The organism is Peribacillus sp. NPDC096379 (genome assembly GCF_044762875.1).
In the GTDB taxonomy this organism is placed as follows: Bacteria; Bacillota; Bacilli; order Bacillales; family DSM-1321; genus Peribacillus.
The window spans coordinates 64,478-82,940 of record NZ_JBIWFD010000007.1; the positions used below are offsets into that span (position 1 = coordinate 64,478).

The 18,463-nt window shown below is 37.2% G+C and carries 18 protein-coding genes and 2 pseudogenes; 2 read left to right on the forward strand and 18 right to left on the reverse strand.

The features are described from left to right. Nucleotides 1–69: 69 nt before the first annotated feature. The 9 genes from ACIQZI_RS21745 to ACIQZI_RS21785 form a co-directional block, all read right to left on the reverse strand. On the reverse strand, nucleotides 70–3,567 hold the full coding sequence (locus tag ACIQZI_RS21745; RefSeq protein WP_403077301.1) for an endo-alpha-N-acetylgalactosaminidase family protein: 3,498 nt from the start codon (nucleotides 3,565–3,567) through the stop codon (nucleotides 70–72). A 20-nt stretch (nucleotides 3,568–3,587) separates the two neighbouring features. Continuing rightward, entirely contained in the window at nucleotides 3,588–3,758 is a 171-nt protein-coding gene (locus tag ACIQZI_RS21750) for a hypothetical protein (protein ID WP_403077304.1), read from the reverse strand. Nucleotides 3,759–4,054: 296 nt separating this feature from the next. After that, nucleotides 4,055–4,381 carry a hypothetical protein gene (locus tag ACIQZI_RS21755; protein ID WP_403077306.1) on the reverse strand — a complete coding sequence of 109 codons (327 nt, stop codon included), beginning with the start codon at nucleotides 4,379–4,381 and terminating at the stop codon, nucleotides 4,055–4,057. A gap of 13 nt (nucleotides 4,382–4,394) precedes the next feature. After that, nucleotides 4,395–4,643, reverse strand: coding sequence for a hypothetical protein (locus tag ACIQZI_RS21760; protein WP_403077309.1), 249 nt, complete (start codon nucleotides 4,641–4,643; stop codon nucleotides 4,395–4,397). A gap of 214 nt (nucleotides 4,644–4,857) precedes the next feature. Beyond that, entirely contained in the window at nucleotides 4,858–5,025 is a 168-nt protein-coding gene (locus tag ACIQZI_RS21765; RefSeq protein WP_403077311.1) for a DUF6903 family protein, read from the reverse strand. Further along, on the reverse strand, nucleotides 5,015–7,186 hold the full coding sequence (gene gnpA, locus ACIQZI_RS21770) for a 1,3-beta-galactosyl-N-acetylhexosamine phosphorylase (RefSeq protein ID WP_403077313.1): 2,172 nt from the start codon (nucleotides 7,184–7,186) through the stop codon (nucleotides 5,015–5,017). Before gnpA ends, ACIQZI_RS21765 begins: the two co-directional genes overlap by 11 nt. Before the next feature lie 10 nt (nucleotides 7,187–7,196). After that, the gene (locus ACIQZI_RS21775) at nucleotides 7,197–8,078 is read right to left on the reverse strand and encodes a carbohydrate ABC transporter permease (RefSeq protein WP_403077316.1); all 882 of its coding nucleotides are present in this window, start codon (nucleotides 8,076–8,078) and stop codon (nucleotides 7,197–7,199) included. 14 nt (nucleotides 8,079–8,092) lie between these two features. Next, complete coding sequence (locus ACIQZI_RS21780) at nucleotides 8,093–8,983, reverse strand: carbohydrate ABC transporter permease (protein WP_403077320.1); 891 nt, start codon at nucleotides 8,981–8,983, stop codon at nucleotides 8,093–8,095. Nucleotides 8,984–9,060: 77 nt separating this feature from the next. Further along, entirely contained in the window at nucleotides 9,061–10,395 is a 1,335-nt protein-coding gene (locus ACIQZI_RS21785) for a carbohydrate ABC transporter substrate-binding protein (RefSeq protein ID WP_403077405.1), read from the reverse strand. 171 nt (nucleotides 10,396–10,566) lie between these two features. Here ACIQZI_RS21785 and ACIQZI_RS21790 point away from each other — a divergent pair, with 171 nt between their 5' ends. Next, entirely contained in the window at nucleotides 10,567–11,436 is an 870-nt protein-coding gene (locus tag ACIQZI_RS21790; protein ID WP_403077323.1) for an AraC family transcriptional regulator, read from the forward strand. 122 nt (nucleotides 11,437–11,558) lie between these two features. Here the strand turns inward: ACIQZI_RS21790 and ACIQZI_RS21795 are convergent. The 6 genes and pseudogenes from ACIQZI_RS21795 to ACIQZI_RS21820 all read right to left on the reverse strand — a co-directional run. After that, a pseudogene (locus tag ACIQZI_RS21795) lies at nucleotides 11,559–11,804 on the reverse strand (UDP-glucose 4-epimerase GalE); the annotation flags it as partial. A 222-nt stretch (nucleotides 11,805–12,026) separates the two neighbouring features. Next, nucleotides 12,027–12,395: pseudogene (locus tag ACIQZI_RS21800) on the reverse strand (sortase); the annotation flags it as partial. Nucleotides 12,396–12,724: 329 nt separating this feature from the next. Then, on the reverse strand, nucleotides 12,725–12,943 hold the full coding sequence (locus tag ACIQZI_RS21805) for a hypothetical protein (RefSeq protein ID WP_403077326.1): 219 nt from the start codon (nucleotides 12,941–12,943) through the stop codon (nucleotides 12,725–12,727). Nucleotides 12,944–13,116: 173 nt separating this feature from the next. Continuing rightward, nucleotides 13,117–13,554, reverse strand: coding sequence for a universal stress protein (locus tag ACIQZI_RS21810; RefSeq protein WP_403077328.1), 438 nt, complete (start codon nucleotides 13,552–13,554; stop codon nucleotides 13,117–13,119). 100 nt (nucleotides 13,555–13,654) lie between these two features. Then, nucleotides 13,655–15,046: a DHA2 family efflux MFS transporter permease subunit gene (locus ACIQZI_RS21815; protein ID WP_403077408.1), complete on the reverse strand. Its 1,392-nt coding sequence runs from the start codon at nucleotides 15,044–15,046 to the stop codon at nucleotides 13,655–13,657. 30 nt (nucleotides 15,047–15,076) lie between these two features. Further along, entirely contained in the window at nucleotides 15,077–15,637 is a 561-nt protein-coding gene (locus ACIQZI_RS21820; RefSeq protein WP_403077331.1) for a TetR/AcrR family transcriptional regulator, read from the reverse strand. A gap of 135 nt (nucleotides 15,638–15,772) precedes the next feature. Here ACIQZI_RS21820 and ACIQZI_RS21825 point away from each other — a divergent pair, with 135 nt between their 5' ends. Then, nucleotides 15,773–16,276 (forward strand): CarD family transcriptional regulator, encoded by a 504-nt coding sequence (locus ACIQZI_RS21825; RefSeq protein ID WP_062187001.1) that lies wholly within the window; start codon nucleotides 15,773–15,775, stop codon nucleotides 16,274–16,276. A gap of 109 nt (nucleotides 16,277–16,385) precedes the next feature. On the opposite strand, the gene ACIQZI_RS21830 is transcribed toward ACIQZI_RS21825, so the two are convergent. From ACIQZI_RS21830 to ACIQZI_RS21840, 3 genes are all read right to left on the reverse strand, one after another. Then, complete coding sequence (locus tag ACIQZI_RS21830) at nucleotides 16,386–16,838, reverse strand: MarR family winged helix-turn-helix transcriptional regulator (protein ID WP_403077333.1); 453 nt, start codon at nucleotides 16,836–16,838, stop codon at nucleotides 16,386–16,388. Nucleotides 16,839–17,170: 332 nt separating this feature from the next. After that, nucleotides 17,171–18,016: an aldo/keto reductase gene (locus tag ACIQZI_RS21835; protein ID WP_403077337.1), complete on the reverse strand. Its 846-nt coding sequence runs from the start codon at nucleotides 18,014–18,016 to the stop codon at nucleotides 17,171–17,173. A 149-nt stretch (nucleotides 18,017–18,165) separates the two neighbouring features. Beyond that, nucleotides 18,166–18,438 carry a DUF2277 domain-containing protein gene (locus ACIQZI_RS21840; RefSeq protein ID WP_403077340.1) on the reverse strand — a complete coding sequence of 91 codons (273 nt, stop codon included), beginning with the start codon at nucleotides 18,436–18,438 and terminating at the stop codon, nucleotides 18,166–18,168. Nucleotides 18,439–18,463: the final 25 nt, after the last annotated feature.

Below are 18,463 nucleotides of genomic sequence, written 5' to 3' on the forward strand. Positions count from 1 at the left end.
AAGTATATAGCGTTCAGGTGCTGACCCTATAAAATTAAAAGGACTTCTCCCATTTTAAAACAACTGATTCTATTTGTTTGGTACCGTTTCAATAACTAGATTATCAAGCATAATATCTTTATAGCCATTAAAGTTAGCTTGTGAGCCTTTCACACCTTGAGTATCGGCAGCTTTGTTAGTAGAATAAATACCAAACCAGCTTTGACCTGATTCATCCCCTTTTAAAGTAAAGGAATATGTGCCAGCTTTTGCTTCCTTATCGCTACTTGCTGTTGATTTTAATTCATCCTTAGTTAATACTCCTTTTTCTTCAAATGGAGCATTACCTGTTACTACTGCGTAAGTTCCATCACTACCTACTTCATAATCAAAAGTGATTTTATACGTTACACCTGGTTTGAATTTGAAGTTTTGAGGTATTGTTTGGTATACAAGTGTGTCACGTTCTGTTAAACCATTAGTTTTAATTGACCATTTACCAGAAATAACATCATTCACTAATTTTTGGTTCCAACCTCTTTGAGTATATGGTGCATTTAATTCAGCAAGGTGAGTTCTATTATCCTCTACACCTTCAATATCACCAATTACAAACGGATGGATACCTTGTGCAACACTTTCAAAGTCTTGTACGAATTTATTACTGCTTACTTGGTTTTTAGTGTTATTTTCTACGATACGAATATCATCAAAGTAACTTGTACCATTCCCAGCATCTCTAGACAAATCAAGGGTTACATCAGATGCTTTTTTACCAGTTTCAAAGAATACGTACATATTTTGAAAATAACTTGTTCCATCTATTGTTGAAGTCATTTGACCATCTGCTTTTGCTTGCTCAGAACCTAGAGTATTGTGTGCATAAGCTCTTACATAGTTTTTAGCGATAGATTTACCAGTACTATTTGTATACTTTTTACCGTTAGAAGTAATTGTAATACTTGCTTGTTCTTCACTTCTGTTGTCAATACCAACATAAGCAGCATACTTAGTATTTGGTTTTAACCCCGTTACTTTTTGAGTAACATTTACTTTCTTTTTATTGTTAGAGATTGTTAACATGTTATTATTACCTTCACTCTTCGTAATCTTAACCGCTTTTGAATCTCCTGTAACTTTCCAATCATTTAAGGAATTGCTGTTAAATCCAGTATCTACAAGATGCATTCCTTCACTCCATTTAACATCTTTGTTAGATTTTGCTTTTTTATGAATTACATATGCGGTAGATTTTTTTGCATTTAATGTGATCTTACCATTTTTAATCACAACGTTTTCCTCATTTTGATTACCTAGTTCTGTTAACTCATAAACTTTAACTGTACCTTTCCAGCCAGCTGGAACAGTCCAAGTTGTTTTTCCACCGTTTGTATTCCAATGGTATAATTTTTCATTCGCTGATGATAATTTTTTACCATTTTGATCCCAAGACCATGGAATTAAATACTTTTCATCACCAGGTTTACCTTCAAATACTTCATTACCATTAAATGTCATAACTCTTGTACGGTAACCATCCTTATCATTTGCAAAATCATTAGTCTTTCTTTCAATTGCAAGTGTATTTCTACCAGAGTCATCTTTTAATACCGCCTTCATGCCCGGTACCCAGTTGTAAGTTGTATTATTATCTGTCATTTCAACTGCTTTTCCATCTTCCCACTGTGTTACTTTATAATGTTGGATGAATTTTGCAGGAACGTTCACTGCAAACAAGTTATCCATATAGGCTTTATAGTCACTTCTACCTTGCCATCCTTCAAAGTCTTTCATGCTGTAGCCACCTAATAATGGAGCATCAGCGTCGCCACCATACTTGGGATAGTTACCAATCCATGCATCTTTTTGATGGTTTTTAATAAAACGCGTGATTGTACTATTGATACCTTTTAGAGTATAACCACCATAAGTTAAATCAGCTGCCCAGTGTTGGAATGTAGAATCATACTCGTTAGCATATCCCCACTCACTACCTAAGCGCCAACCTAAACTGTTGATTTCTTTACTTAACTGACGACTTGGCCATGTACTATTATCACCTGACTGTCCATTACCCCAAACGTCTACATAAATAAAATCTAAATCATTCTTTTGGCCACCAAGAACGTCATAAAAATCTTTGAATCGCTGTGCTCTACCATTTCTTAAATCATAATCAGCATCAATGTTTATTCCTTGGTCAATCCAGTTCCAACCATACTTATAAGTTCCATCTGGATTTTTTAATAAACGATCTTCTTGGAAATATTTTGACTCTGGATAAGTTTCACTTGCATTCACGTGAACTCCAAAAGTTGCCCCATATTCTTTACCCTTCGCTAGCAATGTTTTCATATCCTTTGCGCCACCGATACGAGTTCCAACATCTGCATAATTTAAATGACCAGAATCATGCCCTTCACTACCATAACCTTTCAGTAGAATAGATTGCCCTAGTCCATCGGTACTTAAAGAAAACTTCTTAACTCCATCTAAAGCCATTAAGAAAGGATTTTGAGCTTGACCGCCAAAATTCATGCTAATCCGGTAACCAACTAAGTCTGGAACCTTTTCTGTCCCTAGAGGTTCGTTCATAATATTTCTATAATCAATAGCTCCGTCTTGCCAGTTTATTTTTTTATCACCATTAGCGTCAGCAGTAATAACAACCTTCGCAGATGGCATTTCATCTACCTTGTTTACTGTTCCATCTTCTAGCTCCAGAGTACCATCTTCCTTACGATGTTCTTCTGATTTTTGATACGTCCAGAATGTACTACTTAAACCAATTATTTTTTGCCCTACACTATTAGTCGAAGCCGTAGCTGTAATTCTTTGTGCGTCAGTTTTTGCAGCATAAGAATCTGGAGCTATTTTTTTTGCTAAACTATTCTCCGTATTAGACCATATACCTGCACTTAATTCATCATTAGAAAGAAAAGCATACATATATCCTTTTTTCTCTTCATCTTTCGTATTTAAATTTTGATCAACCTTTACCTGTCTGTCACCATTGATATGTGTATTTGTAGACATCTGTACTCCATCTAGTACAGCATCTTTTTGACTACTATTTACAGAAATTAAATTGTGATTTGGAATTTCAATTGTTTTTACGATTTTATTGTCCACAATTTTTGTAATATTAAATTCTAAAATATTATCTTTAACAACCATTTCTGCAGTAATAACTGCAGAGATATTGTTACTAGCGTCTATTAAAGTCATCTCATACACAATTTTATCAGATGAAACTTTTGCTTTTACCTTTGGTTTTACTGCTACGTCATTAATAAGGATTGTATCTAATGCCTCAGTCTGTCCGTAAAAAGTCTTCCCTGCTCCATTCCCAGATTTTAAATCGTACTGAATTACTCTTGGAAACTTCACATCGACAAGAACGTCCATTTGATTAGAAGAAATAATCGCTTGTGCACTTCGTGGAATGATTTGACTTGCTTCTTGTTTACTATCCGTTTTCCCCTCAGCTAATGTCAGAGAACTATTCGCATACCATGTAGAGCCTACCATACAACCAGCTAAAAGTACTGCAATCGTTTTCTTATACTTATTTCTTGGGTTTTTCATATATACCCTCCTTTTCATTTTTACATTCTGTTAAAAAGCACTTCATTTCCTCCAGATGAAATTGTAACCCTTAGATTTGTCACTTCTGCTTCTGCACCGAACGGCGGAATGAAACCCGTAAAAAACGTTGGCAAAATCAACACAAGCGCAAGCAGGGTTTGGAAGAATCTCTTATAATACTTGCTCCCCAATTCCTCTCCTTCTTTGAATTTAATATTTTGATAGAAGGCGATACCTGTTAAGATAAAACAAAATTATTACCAAGTACCACCACCTACTTGTACTCTAGATTACTTTTATTAAAGCGCTTACACAATAAAGATATTGTCCAAATTTTTAGAAATATTGTTTTTTTAGTGAATTGTAAAAAAAAGCGAAAAGTTCCTGTCACTGTTCGCTACAATAAAACTATCAAATTTCGACAACATTCGAGGAGTGACAGGCACCAATAAAACCACGAAATCCTTCTCTTCCCTCTTCATTCCGCTTAAAAACAGCGGCATCTTCTAGTCCCTTCAAAAACTTTTTCCCCAACTTCTTCTCTTACGAGTAATTCAATATTTGCCTCATTGGCAATCTCTTGGTAACGTACTTTTAGCTCTTCAGCCCAAGCTAAATGATAGTCAGCAACCATATGTGCATCGCCAAAAATATATTTTTCCACTTCCTCAAGTTCCTCTTTTAAGCGTGCCTGTAAAGAGGCAAGCCCTATCACTTCAATCAGCCCGATGTTTTCCCTTTTAATATGATGAAAATTGTTGTGAGGATGAAAAATTCCCAGTGGATGCTCTTCGTTCGTCCGATTATTTCGCAAAACCAAATCTAGTTCAAAAGGTCCCATGTTTGCGAGCAATGGGTGTAATCGTATTGTGCGATGTCTCACCAGTTCTTGCGATAATTCCAAGCGTTTCATCACTGTAATTTTGCTTCATAAAAATATGTGCCCCTGCCTCAACAAGAGTACTGATTTGTTCTGAACGGCGACGAATAACGGACATCGGCCATTTGATAATGGAACACTTCACATTCGGAAACCCAACCATTTCAAAGGTCCAGTCAGAATCTGCCTTAGCCACCGGAAATTCGTAATAGTGCTGTAATCGATGCACCCAACGATACTAATGTTTCTTTACTACGTGTAAACATCTCCGACACTTATAGTGTTAACCCAACAAGTATAGATGGCTTTGGATTTATTGCTAGTTTCCTTCAGTAAATCTTCCATCCTTAAAAAAGTAAAACTTTAACGAAGCGTAAAGAACACCTCAATAAAGTTTTACTCTCATTTTTTTAAATGTATTTTCGATTGTAATCATAAAGCAGTCCTAAGAGACCGGCTAATCCGATTAACATCATGCCGAATTCGAGTTTACCTGCTGTCTTTTGGCCCATGATAATCAATACTAGACAAGAGATAAACACAACCAGCTTAATAAGGACTAAAACACTAGCCCTCATTGGAAAAATCCTCCCATCGAATTTCACTAGGTGCCAAAGTCATTTCTTTACTGTTGCCTTCTCCGTCATAAACAGCCGTCATTTGTTCCTTCATTGAATTATTAACAATTGCCATTTTTCGAATGGAAGGGTAGGCATGAATCTCACAATGGATATTGCTCGCATGCCATTTATGGAATTCTTCCTCTTTATGGGCAGCATAGTATAACGCACGGATCAACAGCCGCGTATTTTCCTCGCTGTATGGAAGCCCCGCTATATAGATGGCTCGGCCTTCTCCAAATGGATGACTGGAAAGACGAACTTCTCCATTGGAATACTCAATAATTTCGATTTCCTCTGATAATGCATAAATATTTTTCATTCCCTCACCAAAATCAAATTGGGCACTGTCTGCAGAAATAAAATGCTCTTCGATAGGAGTGACAAAATATTTATCTGTTGATAAACTGAATCCCAGTTCTTTGTCAACACCTAAGACATTCGCCAATTGGAAGTAATGGCCTTCATGCTGATAAGCTGTTGGTTCACCAATACCTACGAAGCCGCCGCCGTTATGAATCCAGGCTCTGATTGTAGTGACTAACTTTTCATTAATCCAATAATCCCCTCCTGAGAAAGCCGTACCCCCATCGCCGGCATTAATGATAACATCAACACCCTCAGGTACCCCATCGTTGATGATATCATCAAAACTAATGAATGAAACTTCCACAGCAGCCCCGCTCAAAGATTCCAATACACCTAAATAAGAATAAATTTGTTTATACCACAAAGCATGGGCAACCATATGTGTCTGCCAAGTTCTCAGCTTGCCCCAAGAATTCAAAATTGCGACTTTAAGACCACTGTATGGTTTAACGCCTTTGATCGTGTCATAAATTTCACGGAATTCCTCGGTGACTTTTTCAATATATGAGACAAATTCTGGATATTGATAGGCCAGGCTTAAATAACCGCCATAGCCGATGCGATCAACAGGGTTCCGCAGTAACGCTCTCCGGGCCGTTAACCAGTTTTCATTGGCTTCAATCACCGGGTTGTTACCTTCGTAAAACGTATCCGGGAAGAAGTAAGGTAAGAAACGGCCTTCTGTATAACGGACATGTGGGATATCCGCAATCATTCGTAATGTTGCTCCGCCGCCGACACTCCCTACCACTGCATCCAATCCAATATTTTCAAAGTATTTTCCATACGGTTCTGTACCAATCCAGTTATCGCCAAGGAACATCATCGCTTCCTTGCCGCTTTCATGGACAATGTCCACGAGCTTCTTTGCTTCTTGGGCAACAAATTTTTGCACAAAATCCATATAATCTAAAAAGACCGGAGTTGGAATTCGAAATGAAGTATTATAATAGCCTTGGTCAACGATGTCTTCTGGTCTTAAACGATAACCTTTTTCTTGTTCAAAGGCATCCAAAGCAGCCACCGAAACACTGGCACCATAACCGAACCAATCGACAAATTTTTCTTTGCCAAGATTATTGAACACAAGGGTAAAATGATAGAAAAACGTTGTGAATCTGACCACATCTGTATCCGAATTTTCCGTCAGCCATTGTTTTAAATAGGTTTTCATAAATTCATTGGAGTATGGCTGCCTGACATCAAAAGGAATGTCATGTGGCTTATCGCCCCAATTGTTGGTAATATGATTGTACATTTGGGTTGGATCCCAAATCACATAAACTAAAAAGGATACCGTGTATTCGTGCCAAGGAATCGCCTTCGTAATGACGACCCGATTTGCCTCTTCGTTTACTTCCCAATCATTTACATCAACCACTTCTCCGGTTGTCCGGTCGATGACTTCCCAATATTTCATAGGATCATGGAGGTAATCCGGCCGTAATTGTTCTTCAAAATAGCCTTTCATAAAATCAATTTCCAGTGTGTCAGTAAGTGCAGTATTGAACAAGCTCATTAAATAAAGTTGCTGGCATTCTTCCATATGATTCTTTGCAAACTCATTCTGTCCCCGCGCAACAAAATAAGTCGTATATATTTTGGCATCCAATTGTTTGATGTCATCATCCAGTTTCGTACCATCACTATCTCGAATCGCATCCGCTCCCCAACGCTCCATTAATTCTTTTGTTTCCTTTAGAAAGTTTTCTTCACTGGGCAAGGTAACCTGGCCTTTTCTCTTTTCCATGTAAATCCTCCTAGTCCTTTAATCCGCCAAGGGTCATCCCTTGCGTCATTTTCTTTTGAACAATGATATATAAAATCAAGGTTGGCAGCATGACGAGAACCATTCCCGCATACATTTGGCCGTAATTAGCAGCAGATTTTTGAGCTGCCATTAAGTTCATTAGCCCAACAGGCAAGGTCTTATTTTGACCCGGTATCAGAGTTAGGGCAATAATGTATTCATTCCAAAATGCAAGGAAGTTGAATAAGATGACGGCTATGATGCTTGGTCGGGCCATTGGAATCATAATTGAAATCATCGTTTTGAAATATCCGGCCCCATCGACCAACGCGGCTTCCTCATACGTTGATGGCAGCGATTGAAAATAGCTGGACAACAAGTAAATGGTAAATGGCAATGCGGTCGCCGCATAAACCACAGCTAAAATAAATAAATTGTCCAATAAGAATCCATCCCCAAATTGTCCACGTAAGAAGGTATCCCCATCCAACAACATCAAGAAAATCGGAACAACAATGTAGTTCACATTGATAAATAACCCAGCTTTAAATAAGGCATTCATAAATTGACTGCCTCTAAAGGTGTATCTGGCCAACACATAAGCTGCTGGCAAGGCGACGATCAATAAAATGAGCAGTGCCAAAGCAGTCACCATGACTGAATTCAACATATAGGTACCCATGTTTGCCTTCTGTAAAGCATCGATGAAGTTTTGAAAATAGAAACCTTTTGGCATGGCCCAAGGGCTTCCATAAAATTCCGAGTTTTGCTTCACTGAAGCTAAGAAAACCCATGCAACAGGGATAATGATAGAAATTGCTAATGTAATCAGAGCGACGTAGATAAACAAGCGATAGGCTGCTTCTGCACTCATTCCTTTGTGTCGTTTCATGTTCATGGACCCCCTTAATACTCCAGCACTTCCCGTTTGGTAACGTGGCTGACAATTGCAGATAATGCGAATGAGAATATGAAGATTACCACCCCAATAGCCATACCGTAACCATAAGAAGAATTGGTATAAGCCTGCTTATACATGTAGCTTAAAAATACCTCTGTCGATCCATCTGGCCCGCCGCCGGTCATCGCTTGGACGAGCAGAAAACTTAAATTAATCGTACTGATGATGAAGAAGGTTAACGTTGTCCGAATGTTATTCCAAATCAACGGTAGAGTAATACTGAAAAATTGTCTGATTCGTCCAGCACCTTCCAAAGCAGATGCTTCATAAAAACTTTCTGGGATACTCGCCATACTAGACATATACATGACCATATAATAGCCAATGGCTTGCCAGACGAGCGCCCCGCCGATGCTGTAGATGGCAATTTTTTGATCGCCGAGCCACATTTTTTGAAGGTTCTCAAGGTTAAATGAAGCAAGTAGATTATTCAACAAACCTGTGGTTGGATCATAAACTGCTGAAAAAATCCCAGCAATGACCACAACGGATAAGATATTAGGGATGTAGAAAATAATCCGGAAAAGGCTGTTGCCTTTCATCTTTTCTCTCGTTAACAAAGTAGCAAACAAGATCGCCAGCACCATGGTAATGAGTGTGACGATAACAATCAATACAATACTGTTCTGAAGTGATCGAAAGAAGTTCAAATCATTCCACAAAATTTTGAAATTATCCAGCCCGACAAATACCTTATCATTAGAAAATCCGCCCCACTTATATAAGGACATCCTGAATACCTCAACCGTAGGCAAAATCATAAAAATAGTTAACAAAATCAATGCGGGTGCCGTACAAACAAAGATAAAAATTCTTTTTTCTATTGTTTTATTCATTACCATCACCTCAACTAATAAATATAACGGTGAGAAAAGTTACTCACCGTTATACGTAGTGAATTCTATAAAACTAGTTATTTTAATGCAGAACGCATTTGGTCACTCACTTTTTCAACCGATTTTTGCCAATCTTTTACTTTTTTATCACCAGAAACAATACTGTCGATCGTTCTGAATAAAGTATCAGCCATGCTGACACCTTCAACAGCCTCTGTTGCTGCAAATCCACCCATTCCTGCTTTAGCTCCAGAATCATATATACTATAGAAAAGTTTATTGTCACCGGTCAGTTTTTCAGAAATACCTTCGAGTGGTTGAATGGCACCAGCTTCCGCGAAAATAGCAGCTGCTTCATCGGAATACACATACGTCATGAACTCCTTAGCAGCCTTTTTATTTTCAGCTGCAGAAGGGATCCACATTTGTTCAAAGAAGGTAAAAGCGTAACGGTCGCCATTTTCTTCAACAGCTGGTAAAGCCGTCATCCCCCATTCAAAGCCATCCGCTCTAGGCGCTTCTCCCATTTCACCAACGACCCACGTACCATTTGGCATAAAAAGTGCTTTGTTATCAAGGATCAATTGTTGGTTTTTCGTGTAGTCTTTATCATTGGCATTTGCAACAGTTGTTAGCTCAGTATATTTCGCCAATTTTCCAATAATTCCAAACACTTGAGTTGCTTCAGGAGTTTCCCAAATGCCATCTTCATATTTCATTGCTTTATTGTAGAATTCAGGACCGCCCGCCTCAAATAGTAAAGAATAGAAGAATGCGTCAAAATAACCAGTGGTAGGATAAGTGAATAAAGAGATTCCTTCTGCTTTAGCTTTATCACCCAAAGCCCACATCTCATCCCATGTCTTCGGTACTTCCCAGCCTTTTTCTTTTAACAAACTAGCATTATAGAATAATCCTGTTGGGCTGTAGAACATCGGTGCCAAATACATTTTGCCGTCATCATAGGGGCTCGTTGCAAGGGTATCGGTAAACCCTGGTACCAACTTATCTTTAACTTTGACATCTTCACCATAAACGTTCATATCCAAAACATCCGTAATGTCTTCTAAAGCTTGATCTTTGATCAATGTTTCTGTCAGTGCCAGTTTTCTTCCAGTCGCCAATAAAACCACATCTGGATAGTTTCCTGCTTTCATATTCGGGCTGATAACATCCTCGAGATTTTTATCCACCGTCAATTCAACATCGACCTTCGGATTTGCAGCCTCATAGGCATCGATTACCTTGGTCCACATATCTTTCCCATAAGCTGATTCAAGCGCCGCCACATGAAGGATTTGTTTTTTTCCGTCCTTAGAGCCATCAACCTTCGTAGTTTCACTACTCTGACAGGCTATTAAACTCAGAGATAATAACGCTGTCATTCCTGACAACCAAAACTTCTTTTTCATCTTCATCTTGACCCTCCTCCTTATTTCCCTTTTATAGGTAAAGTATACGAAAAATAAAAACGCTTTCACAATAAACATCTTGTTCAGTTTTTTAGGTATCTTGCTTTCCGTTGTAATAACTCACTAATATCCCTATAATATGAATAAAAGTTCTATAAAGGAGGGAATCATTTGTCTAATGAGATATTTGACGTACCGCAATCTCGACGAGACCGTCTTCCAGTAAATCTTCTTTATGTAACAAAGTCTAAATATGATAAAGATTGGCATAGTACTAATCATACGCATCACTTCACAGAGCTATTGTACATTACCAAAGGCAAAGGAACTTTTATCTTTTCCCAAGAAGAAATTCCCGTCAAAGAGCATGATTTAATTATCATCAATCCGAATGTCGAACACACGGAAAGGTCTGATGCCGATCACCCGCTCGAATACATTGCACTTGGTATCCAAGGTCTCGCCTTTTCATCTCCAGATAATCCGGGTCAGGTTAATTTTTACAATTATAAAAAGGAGCAAGAAGTCTATCTCTTTTACCTCCAGCAATTGGTTGAAGAAGTGGAAAACCAGAAGGAAGATTATGAGTTGATTATACAAGATATTTTAGAAATTTTGTTGCTTAAAATGATGAGAAAAAAAGCATTCAACTTGGAGAAAACCTCTACCCAAAAAATCAGTAAAGATATTGCATTTATCAAAAATTACATTAAGCAGCATTTTCGCGAAAATATCAATCTGGATACCTTAGCAGAAGCCAGTCATATTAATAAATACTATCTAGCCCATTCCTTCAAGAAACTAGTCGGTGTTTCACCCATTGAATACTTAATTCAAACACGCATCAGAGAAAGCAAAATATTGTTGGAATCCACCAACTATCCGATTTCCAATATTTCAACCATTACCGGCTTTTCTTCCCAATCATTCTTTGCACAATCCTTTAAACGAGAGACGAATCTATCTCCTTCACAATACAGAAATGCTAAAAACTCTAACAAAAACAAAACAAAAAATCAAAAAGCAACAAAAGAAACATAGAATCACCTAACTAGCAGAAACATAGATTTACTGATTAGCGAATCACGAGAACACTGCACAGATTCTCATTCCTGAACATTTATATAAGCCCTTGCCTGCTTTCGCAGATAAGGGTGATAGATCTAATATAATTGATTTTGGTGCCATCTCCAAACATCAGCAATGATTTGTTCTAAATTCCATTCTGCTTTCCATCCAAACTCAGAAAAGATCTTTTGGGAAGAAGCTACTAGTCTTGCTGGATTCCCGGCGCGGCCGGCGGCTTTTTCGACATTGGCTTCTATCCCTGTTACCTTTTCACACGTCTCAATGACTTCTTTTACAGAATAACCAAGCCCATTACCTAGATTATAAACTTCTGCTGATTTCCTCTCTACCTTAATATTGAGTACATCTCTGATTTGTAGAACTTACCGTAGTAATTTAACGGTTTATATTTTTTATACACGGCTCATCTTTATTTTAAAGCTGCAATACATTCTCGAGAAATTAAAAAAGTCCCAATAGAGTTTACCTTATTGGGAATCTCGCTTATTAATTTAACAGAAGAAATGTTGAGACCATAGGTGCAACAAAAAATCACCTTTTTATTAACTTTCTGTTTTTAAAGCCAGATAAACGACAAGTATATAGCGTTCAGGTGCTGACCCCATAAAATCAAAAGGATAACATGTACTGACGGTTAGGGCTGCACGTAGTTTTGGAAAGATTACGGTTCGATCACCCTCATCCACAATCCGAACTTTGTTGATTTTGTATATGAATTCTCCCGCCGATGTGCTTACAATCAACAAATCACCTTCACCTACTTGTCCGAGTTTACGGAATACCGTATCTCGATGACCCGAAAGAACGGAATTGTCATTCTCACCTAGTAGCACACTTTCTGCAAAGTGACCGACACCTTTCTCCACTTCATCCTCGTTTGTTCCATGGAAAATAGACAGTGTTACGTTTAGTATTTTCGATACTATCTTTTAAGAATCTATATTGTACGAAGAATTCAAAAAAGGTGTAGCTTTGGAATAAAGTTTAATGAAAAGTATATTGAAAACGCTAGTTCTATATAGAATTGAAAAAACGCATTTTGATCAAAACTTTATTAAAAGACGTTTTTATCATTGGTTAAAGAGGCCCATTTTCACAAAAAAGATTGATTAGTCAACGTCTTTTTTTCCTCTTATGAGTAACACGTTTTATGACTTCCTCTACAAATGAAGCAACGAAATACATTCCCAACAGTGACACAATGAAACTGAGAAAGAAGCAAGTGGTGATAAAGTATATTTTAGACATAATCAATGTCCCTTTGCTCCTTAATCATTCCGTTGTTGAAGTCAGCAACACATTTAGTAATTTTTCCAGTTGTTCTTGGTTCACAAGCCTTTTTAATTGCCAACTTTGCCATTCCGTCATAAACGTCCAGAGTCCTAACCATTGAAGCGTCTTGAATGGTTGTTGACGTTTCACAGAAATCCTTAAGCTCTGGAGGAGAAATAATCCTCATTCCATCCTCGTCCTTGTCCTCGTTTTGCTTCTCTTTCTGACTTTGTTTTAGTGGGTTAAAATGTAAACACCATCCCCGATATCATAGTAGTGGATGGAGATTAGTTGCTATAAAAATCATACACGCACTTTGATGTTTGGATAACCGAATCATTCAATTAAGAATCATAACAATCACTCAGGTGTACGGATCACTAAAACATCACATTTAGCTGAACGTACGATTGCTTCAGATACAGAACCAATTAAGAAACGTTCAACAGCATTCAGCCCCGTAGCACCACAGATAATTAAATCAGCCTCGACCAAGTTAGCAAGCTCTTTCGTGATGATCGTCCTTGGCGAACCGTGCTCAATTACTACCTTTACGTTCTCAACACCTTCAGCCTCAGCTTGTGCCTTATAGCTATTTAAAAGTTCCTCTGATCGCAGCACGGCACGCTCAACACTTGAACGTTCGTAAGCTTCGAATGAACGAGTATCGATTACGTTTACTATGTTTAATGCTGAATCTTCATTACGTTTTGCAACATCTATTGATTTGCGAAATGCATATTCAGCTTCTTTTGAACCGTCTACAGCTACTACAATACTTTTATAATGATTGGCCATTTGTCATAATCTCCTTCTAGCATGATTCGAAATCTATTCAATGGAAGTTCTCCCCCTGTACAAAGAGTCCGTTGTATTCATTTGAAATATTGTCTTTAGATTAATGCTGGGGCTTTTTTAGGAAGAAAGACAGTACAACATTAATCACAGCTAATATTAAACCGATTGTAAAGACTAGTGATGATCCCACAGCTGCCGCTTGTGGCAAGTCATTCGCAGTTGTTGCTAAGTAACTCCCCTGTCTTGCTGAGAAAACCGATACCAATACTGCAATACCAATAGCACCAGCTACTTGTTGGATTGTTTGAGTGATCGCAATTCCATCTGGATAGTATCGTTTAGGAAGCGAATTTAGCGTGTTTGTTTGTACAGAAGCAAGCACTGCCCCTATACCTAACATCATAACAATATGAGTTACCACAATCATCCATATGGCCGTTTCTGTACTAAATTGTGAATATAATACATAACCAATAACTACTAAAATCGTTCCAGGTGTAATCACTGCTTTCGGGCCATATTTGTCAAATAATTTACCAATGGATGGAGCTAATATACAGTTAAGTAAGCTACCTGGTAGAAGGATAAGACCTGTTGTAAAAGCAGCCATTAATAAAGCCATTTGCATATACATTGGTAAAATGACCAGCATTGACATCATATTAAAAAACGTAATAAAACTCATTATGACGCCAAGAACAAAGAGTGGAGTTTTAAATGCCCTTAGATTCATCGTAGGAGTCTCCATTTTTGTTTGGCGAATCACAAAAAGAATGAGTGCTATCAATCCAATGATGATTGTTCCTAAAACCGTTGCACTTGTCCAACCGTGAACACCAGATACACTAAATCCGTATACAATACCACCGAATGCAATCGTCGAAAGTATAACAGATCGTGTATCAATCGAAACCTTACGTACTTCATTCACATTCGTTAAATATATTTGTCCGAAAATAAGAGAAAACAGTAAGAAAGGTACTGTAACCCAGAAAATCCAATGCCATGATAATGTATCTAAAATAAGTCCTGCTACTGTTGGACCTAGTGCTGGCCCAGCTAACATAACTAATCCCATGAGCCCCATAGCGCCACCACGTTTATTTGGAGGGAAGATAGTAAAAATAACATTTTGCGTTAAAGGTAAAGTAATAGCTAATCCTGCTGCTTGAATAATACGTGCCACCAATAAAACACTAAATGTTGGTGCTACTGCTGCTAAAATCGCACCGATAATGGCTAACAATATAGCAGTCATAAACATTTGTCTTGTTGTAAATTTTTGCATCAAAATACCTGTTACTGGTATTAAAATACCTAATGTTAAGAAATAACCTGTTGCTAGCCACTGAATCGTTGTGGGATCGACACTGAATATTTGACTTAATTGTGTAAAGGCAATATTTAATGCCGTTTCACTAAAAAGTCCGACAAAACCTGCCACTAAAAGAGCAGCCATTATCGGGCCTGTTTTGAATTGTTTTTCCGTCATCGGAACTGGTTTGGCTTGTGTATTCACTTATTATAACTCCTTTAATAAATTTGGTAATATGTGCGAAATAATTTTTAGTGGTTCACTTGTTTTATTGGTTAAACAAAGCATAATTCCACCCTCGATAGAAGCCGTCATCATGAGAGCAATTGAGTAAGCCGTTTCTTCCGAAAATCCGTCTGCTACTAACTTTTCCGAATAAATCCCTTGAATCTTTGTGTAAAGGTCCGAACAAGCATTTAGAACTGGTTCACTTAGTGATGCCGTTTCGCTAACTATGCTGCTAAATGTATAACTAGTAATCGTACCTTCCCGATCAAAGTTGGCTACTAATTTCTTAATCATCGCATGAAGGGCTTCCATCGTCGTTTGATATCGTTTGAAAATATCCTCGATGTCCGTAGTAATCGCTTCATCCATGTTCTTCAGACAAGCGATGAGTAATTCTTCTTTTCCATTCGGAAAATGATGATAAAGCGCACCTTTTGTAATCGAACATGCTTTTAAGATTTCGTTTACTCCTACGCTCTTATATCCTTTCCGTTGAAAAAGATTTGTCGCGATGTCGATTATCAGCGATTTTGTATCCATTTCCGTTGCACACCCCCACATACCAACCGGTTTGTTTACTATATCAAAAAAAAATCCTTATTGTCAACTTGATTGACATTATTTTTTCATTAAGTTATTATCAACTTAATTGACATTTCATATCAGGAGGAAAAAATGTTTAATATAGGCGATTTAATCATCTATTCTGCACATGGCATTTGTAAAATTGATGATATTTGCGAAAAAACAGTTTCAGGTATCACAAGACCTTATTACGTATTGCATCCTATAGAGAACAATCATCAATTAACAATAAGTACTCCTATTAATAATGATAAGGTAGTCATGCTTGAACTAATCCATCAAGAGGAAGCCGATGAAATACTTGAATCTTTTAAAAACACTGGGATAAGATGGATTGACAAACCTAACATGCGTCACGATATATATTTCGATCTAGTAAATACAGGTGATCGAAAAGAAATCGCTAAAGTTGTAAATACGCTGATGCGAAAAAAAATTGAGGTTGAACTTCAGGAAAGAAAATTTTATGAACAAGATCGTAAACTTTTGGACACTACACAAAATATACTATTTAAAGAATTAGCCATTTCATTGAACACTACTTTCGAAGAAGTAAATGAAATGGTAATAAGATTGATAAAGAGAATTAAATAGGATAAAGTGAATACTCCATTTGGCTATTTTAGCTTAAAGAAAAACCCCCTCTTCGTCAACCACGTTGACAAAGAGGGGGTTTTTTATCTTCCTTTAACAGTCGTTAAAGTTATATTCCCCAATCTAACTTTAAAATATCTTTAAGAATATTTACTTGCTCAGCACCTATTTTTTCTGCAATTTTTTTCTCTAGTTGGGCTTTAAGAGCCGCGTTCTTTTCATAGCATTCTTCTCCTAAAGCTGTTAACTGGATACACTTCTCTTTCTTGTTGTTTTCGACATTTCGGACTTCCACTAATCCTTTTGCAGAAAGATTTTTGATAAACTTATGTATCGCCTGGCGAGAAATATTTACATTTTTCGTAACATACGAAATGGTTGGTCGCTTTTTAAAAACCCTGGCCATGATATACCATTCAGAATTTGAAATATAAATCTCACTTTGATCATTCCATGCTTTCTCTGAGATTCTTCGGACCAAACTATGTCGCTCACTTAATAAATCTATAAGATCTAAATTTTGTAATTCAGAGTTTGAAGTCAAACGATTCACTCCAATCATAATCTTCGCCACTTACTATACAAAATCCGCTATTGGATGTCAATTTGGTTGACCTCTACTAGCCTTACAAGGTGACCCAAAGAAGATAGAATTATGTATTTTTTTGGATCATACAATTTTATGAAATAGATAGCGAGTGCGTACTTTAAGTACAAATCCGGTTTACAATTCATACCATTCTATGTGCAGCATAATTAATACTAGCTAAAACTGTTTTTATCAATATTCAGGTTGCATAACAAAATAAATAGACACAAACTTAATATAAGTTTGTGTCTATTTATTGAATAGCTTTATTAAAAAAAGCTTTAGTTTAATAACAATCTACTAGTTTAAAATTCTTCATATGTAGCAGGATCTTGATTTTTAAGCCTACCATCTGGACGAGTTAACCCTGAAATAAGGCTCATTTCTGCTTCATCTAGGTTAAAGTCAAAAATTGATATATTTTCGAGTTGTCTCACAGGTGAAGAAGATTTAGGAATTACAATGGCCTCGAGTTGGTAATGCCATCGTAAAATAACTTGTGAAATAGACTTGTTATGATTGTTAGCAATCTGTTGAATAATGTTATTTTCTAAGACTTCATTAGCCCGTGCTAACGGACTCCAAGATTGTGTCTTAATATCATTCTCTTTATGCCATTCTCTTTGTTGTGCTTGATTAAAAAATGGATGTAATTCGATTTGGTTTACGCTCGGCTTAACGCCCGTTTCCTTTTCTAAGCGTTCAATATGTTCCGGTAAGAAATTACAAACACCAATAGATCGAATAAGCCCCCGCTTTTTAGCGTCAATTAGTGCTTGCCAAGCTTCCACGTAGTGATCCTGTTTAGGGTTAGGCCAATGAATTAGATATAAATCATAATAATCTAGATTTGCACGATATAAGGATTCTTCTATGGTAGTAACAGCTTTTTCATACTCTTGATAGCGTCCAGGTAATTTGGAGGTAATCCTTAAATGTTCTCTTGGAACAGAACTGCGTCTAACGGCTTCACCTACAGTTCCTTCGTTTTCATAATTATAAGCAGAATCAATTAGTCGATAGCCTATCTCATCAATAGCATTTTGTATAGAATTGACACCTTGATTCCCCTTAAGTGTATATGTACCCAAACCTATTACCGGCAGAGTAACACCATCATTAAGTGTTATTTCAGGAACTGAATTACCCATAACTAATCACTCCTTTTAGTAATATACTAAGGTTACCATAATTTTGAAGGATTTTCATAGTTTTGAAATTCTGGTGTGATAGTTGTCTACACCTGAATTTGATCAAATTAAACATTCAGATAAATACAATTTCTATTCCTTATTCCTCACTAATTCGTTCCAAACCTTTTAGCTGCTCTGATACGAGCACGCTCAGCTTCGACCTCACGATTGCGAGGCTCGGCACTGGTCTCCAGCGTATTTAATAGATTCCTAGAAACCGTTGCTATCTCATTGATTGCACGATAAAATGCCTCCTCGTTCACCTTTGAGGGTTTGTTATAGCCCGTTATCTTTCTGATGTACTGAAGAGATGCTGCGTGGATCTCGTCATCGGTAGCTGGTGGATCGAAATTAAATAATGTTCTAATGTTTCGGCACATAAGTATCTCCTTTTTGTTTTCACTT

Coding starts and splice junctions, on each gene's coding strand:
- ACIQZI_RS21805 (WP_403077326.1), bottom strand. CDS start 12,943: ATGAGGATTATTTCTCCTCCAGAGCTTAAGGATTTCTGTGAAACGTCA.
- ACIQZI_RS21745 (WP_403077301.1), bottom strand. CDS start 3,567: ATGAAAAACCCAAGAAATAAGTATAAGAAAACGATTGCAGTACTTTTA.
- ACIQZI_RS21825 (WP_062187001.1), top strand. CDS start 15,773: ATGTTTAATATAGGCGATTTAATCATCTATTCTGCACATGGCATTTGT.
- ACIQZI_RS21820 (WP_403077331.1), bottom strand. CDS start 15,637: ATGGATACAAAATCGCTGATAATCGACATCGCGACAAATCTTTTTCAA.
- ACIQZI_RS21815 (WP_403077408.1), bottom strand. CDS start 15,046: ATGACGGAAAAACAATTCAAAACAGGCCCGATAATGGCTGCTCTTTTA.
- ACIQZI_RS21780 (WP_403077320.1), bottom strand. CDS start 8,983: ATGAATAAAACAATAGAAAAAAGAATTTTTATCTTTGTTTGTACGGCA.
- gnpA (WP_403077313.1), bottom strand. CDS start 7,186: ATGGAAAAGAGAAAAGGCCAGGTTACCTTGCCCAGTGAAGAAAACTTT.
- ACIQZI_RS21775 (WP_403077316.1), bottom strand. CDS start 8,078: ATGAAACGACACAAAGGAATGAGTGCAGAAGCAGCCTATCGCTTGTTT.
- ACIQZI_RS21785 (WP_403077405.1), bottom strand. CDS start 10,395: ATGAAAAAGAAGTTTTGGTTGTCAGGAATGACAGCGTTATTATCTCTG.
- ACIQZI_RS21840 (WP_403077340.1), bottom strand. CDS start 18,438: ATGTGCCGAAACATTAGAACATTATTTAATTTCGATCCACCAGCTACC.
- ACIQZI_RS21835 (WP_403077337.1), bottom strand. CDS start 18,016: ATGGGTAATTCAGTTCCTGAAATAACACTTAATGATGGTGTTACTCTG.
- ACIQZI_RS21830 (WP_403077333.1), bottom strand. CDS start 16,838: ATGATTGGAGTGAATCGTTTGACTTCAAACTCTGAATTACAAAATTTA.
- ACIQZI_RS21765 (WP_403077311.1), bottom strand. CDS start 5,025: ATGAGGGCTAGTGTTTTAGTCCTTATTAAGCTGGTTGTGTTTATCTCT.
- ACIQZI_RS21810 (WP_403077328.1), bottom strand. CDS start 13,554: ATGGCCAATCATTATAAAAGTATTGTAGTAGCTGTAGACGGTTCAAAA.